This is a genomic window from Sphingomonas psychrolutea (genome assembly GCF_014636175.1).
GTDB lineage: Bacteria > Pseudomonadota > Alphaproteobacteria > Sphingomonadales > Sphingomonadaceae > Sphingomonas > Sphingomonas psychrolutea.
The window spans coordinates 1-4,171 of sequence record NZ_BMDW01000045.1; the positions used below are offsets into that span (position 1 = coordinate 1).

Genomic DNA, 4,171 nt, shown 5'->3' on the forward strand with positions numbered 1-4,171 from the left:
TCGGGTTCCACATCGGTTCTTCCAGATCAGGTGTCGCAACCCTCTGGAATCATACCGGAGCTCGATCGTCCACTATCATTACGCCGCCGTTTCGAGACAGCCTCTGAGAGCGCAGCCGATGAAGGCTACCGCACTGCCTTATTGGGACCGGGCGCATACCACACGTCTCTGACATCGGTCATCTCGGGTCGACCGGCTCGGGCGCTCGCCAATAGGTTCACGGGAATGGAGGCCGGAATCGGCGATCTCCGGCCTCCTGATTATCCGATTGCATATGACGCAGGCAAAGCCCTGCATTCGGTCGCCAAGGCAAAGGGCGAGCATGGGTTCGGTGNCCGTATTGCTCAAGTCTTACCGAGGGGCAGCTAGACCGCGTCCCACCAAATTTAACCGTCAGATGGTTGCACCGCCTTGATTTGGCTAACGTCCAGTAGGTCGAAGTCTGCGCGGGCGCCAATCACTCTTACCCTACATCCAACCATCCGCTTTGCGCTGGGCGACACGTCCAGCCGCCAAGTGCCGCCCGCATCTCGCGATAGGGATAGCGGCCCGTGATCTTCGAGCAGCAACCCGGTCTCGTCGTGATGCGAGCCGCGTGGCATTACATCGGCTTCGCGCCAGGCGTGCCGCACTTGGCGAACTTGCCATTGGCTGCCTTGCAGCGCGTCGTCTTTGCGGGAGCAGTTGTGGCGCACTTGATGAACTTCCCCTTGGCGTCGCGGCAAGATACAGCCACGGAGGGATAGAATACATAGTTGTCCCCTGCCGGTAAGTCGACCACAGACGTTATTCAGCGCCGCACATTCATCGATAGCGCGACGGTGCACCGAGCCGACAAGGCGGAAACGCCCAATCTGTGCCGGTCAGCGCAAACTTTCAATCTCCTGAAACCTGCCGTGTGCTGAACAATCGCATTAATCGGCCGCATCCGAAACGTCGACCGGCGCGTCCAGCACTTCCCGAACCTTCGCCGCAAGCTCCTCGATAGTGAAGGGTTTACTGATCAGATCGACGCCTGAATCGAGCACGCCGTTGTGGACGATCGCGTTGCGCGTGTAGCCCGTGGTGAACAGCACCCGTAAACCGGGCCTTCTGCGTCGCGCCTCTTCCGCCAGCTTGGCCCCGTTAATGTCAGGCATCACGATGTCTGTGAACAACAGCATAATGTCGGGATGCGCGTCGAGCAGGCGCAACCCGGCCGCCGCTCCATCCGCCTCGACCACTCGATAGCCAAGCTCGGTCAGCGCATCGACGCTCAGCTGGCGAACGGCGAGCTCATCCTCGACCACTAAAATCAGTTCGTCGTGATAGCCCTCCGGAATCTCGCTCGACCCTATCTTGGCTTCCACTTCGTCAGCGGCGCCTATAAGGCGCGGAAGATATATCTTCACTGTAGTGCCTTCGCCCGGCTCGGAATAGATTTTCACGTGCCCACCCGATTGTTTGACGAAGCCGTAGACTTGGCTCAGGCCCAACCCAGTGCCCTTGCCGACCTGCTTGGTCGTGAAAAAAGGGTCGAACGCTTTGGCGATGACCTCGGGCGGCATGCCGGTCCCCGTATCAGTCACCGCGATGACGACGTATTGTCCTGCCGGCACGCCGATGTGCGCTGTCGCATAGCGCATATCGAGGTGCCCGTTCTGCGTCTCGATGGTTAATCTTCCACCTCCGGGCATCGCGTCGCGTGCGTTAACGCCGAGATTGAGGATGACGTTCTCTAGCTGGTTCGGATCTACGTGCGTCCGCCATAGCCCCCCGGCGAGCACGGTCTCCAGTCGCACGTCGGTGCCGAGCGAATGGCGGAGAAGGTCGGACATGTTGGCGACCAGCCGATTTATGTCGATCGTTTCCGGCTGCAACGGTTGCTGCCGTGAGAAGGCGAGCAGACGCTGTGTAAGAACGGCGGCGCGGCGCGCACCGTCGGCAGCGGCATCAACGTAGCGCCTGGACCGCGCGTCTTCAGAACCCATTCGCCGCGATAGAAGATCCAACGATCCGATCACCACCGCCAACATGTTGTTGAAATCGTGGGCGATACCGCCGGTTAACTGCCCCACCGCTTCCATCTTCTGACTTTGCCGCAGCGCTTCTTGCGCGTGTTCGAGTTCGCCTTGCATGAGCTTGTCGTCAGTGATGTCGCGCGCCACCGCGTAAAAGACTTCGCCCACTGGCGTGCTAACCCAGTCAAACCAACGGTAATCGCCATCGGCCGTCACGACTCGGTTCTCGTGTCGAGCGATTTCCCCGCCGCGCATTTTTTCGACGGCGCGCTCGCTGTCAACATAGCTCGCGGGATGGATGAACTCCCAGAAGGGCGTGCCGAGCAGTTTCTCCTCGTCATGACCAAGCGACTGCTTCCAGGCAGGATTGACGGACAGTATGCGTCCGTCGAGCGTGCCCGTCATAAGCAGGTCGGGGACCATTCTCCAGATTCGATCGCGTTCCTGGGTGCGTGCCTCCACGGTGTGCTGAAGCTCCTCGCTCGATCGCGCGAGGAACTCGCGCGCCGCAATAATATCATTGAGATCGGTGCACGTGCCGATCCAGATGGTGCGCCCGGCATCCGACACCGGCCGTGCGCGTGCCAGCCACCAGCGGTACACACCGTCGGCGCGGCGCAGCCGGAACTCGACCTCATACGGCGTCCCCCTCGCGACTGAAGCGCCCCACTGCTCGAAGACACCGGCCTGGTCCTCTGGGTGGACGAAATTGGCCCAACCTTGCCCGTTGCTGGCGTCTGGCGTGGTGCCGGAATAGGTATGCCAGTTAGGGCTGGTATAGTCGAGCTGGCCCGCGTCGTCGGCGGTCCATACGAACCCGGGCATGGTCTCCGCGACAGTCCGGAAACGCGCTTCGCTGTCGCGCAGCCGCATCTCCGCAATCTTACGATCGCTGACATCGCGGTAGAAAACCGCAAGTCCGTCGCCCGACGGGAAGGCGCGGGCCTCGAGCCATGCCTCGCGTCCGTCCGGCCAGACGTAATGATGGTCGATTTCGCCGCGCCTGCGCGTTGCCATCACTCGCTTATAGAACTCGCCCAATTCGGTGTGCTCGCTCCCCGGCCAGGCGTCCCAATGCGTCTGGCCGACGATTTGGGTGATCGGGCGCGCCTCCAGCTTCAATCCTTCGGCATTGATGTCGAGAATGCGAAAGTCCTTGTCGAGGAGCAAGAATCCTTCCGCCATGTTTTCAAGTACGCCGCGGCTGCGATCCCGCTCAATTCGCAGCGCCTCCTCGGCGGCAATCTGGTCGGAAATCTCGGCGTTGGTCCCGAACCAGCGGATAACTGCGCCAGAATCGTTATAGAGTGGGTGGACGCGCGTCAGGAAGGGCCGAAACACGCCGTCTGCACCGCGCAGCGGAAATGTCATTTCGAACGATTCACCCACCGCTATCGCGTTGATCCAGCGTTCCATGACGGTTGGGAGCGTTTCGGGGTGGTGGACCGCCTGCCAGCCCCAACCCTCCATCGCTTCGGGAGTGGTCCCACAATATTGGTGCCAACGCGCATTATACCACACGATGTATCCCGTCCCGTCCGCGATCCAGCAAAGCGTCGGGATGTTATCCGCCAAAAGGCGGAAGGCATCCTCGCCTAGGTCGGCTGCGGTGATCGCGGCAGGTTGGCCGATGACGATCGACTGTGCTCGCCAATACTGTGACGCGAAATCGGCGTGCGGCGCGTGTTCAGCGGGGTCGCCAAGGCAAGGTTCGTTCACGTCCGGTGGCTCCACTACGACTTTTGGGTCAAGAATTTATTATGATGCGTAACCAGAGCTTGACGCTACACCTTTTTGAGCACCGACCGGGTCGCGACGTTCAAGCGTCAGCGCGTGGCTTACACGCGCAACGCGATTGGCCAAAACGGCGTGCTCGCTCCAGCGTCGATGAGACCGGCAAACCGTTCAAGATCGACGAGTTTGCGGCGAAGGTTCGTCAAGTACCGGCCGCGCCGGTTGACGCAAATGCTACCCGCTGATCTTTATTAGCTGAAACTCGAATAACGATCCGAATGTCTTTTACCGATCGCGAGCCGTTGAAGAAAAAACCTCTCGGTCTCTTTATTTTGCTTAGAGGCTGTCTCGAAACGGCGGCGTAATGATAGTGGACGATCGAGCTCCGGTATGATTCCAGAGGGTTGCGACACCTGATCTGGAAGAACCGATGTGGA

General features: G+C 60.1%; 2 protein-coding genes. Both read right to left on the reverse strand.

Annotated elements, in window-relative coordinates:
• Positions 1-386: 386 nt before the first annotated feature.
• On the reverse strand, positions 387-602 hold the full coding sequence (locus IEV62_RS18325) for a DUF5818 domain-containing protein (protein ID WP_229733401.1): 216 nt from the start codon (positions 600-602) through the stop codon (positions 387-389).
• A 312-nt stretch (positions 603-914) separates the two neighbouring features.
• Positions 915-3,719, reverse strand: coding sequence for a PAS domain-containing hybrid sensor histidine kinase/response regulator (locus IEV62_RS17970; RefSeq protein WP_188449946.1), 2,805 nt, complete (start codon positions 3,717-3,719; stop codon positions 915-917).
• Between the last annotated feature and the right edge of the window lie 452 nt (positions 3,720-4,171).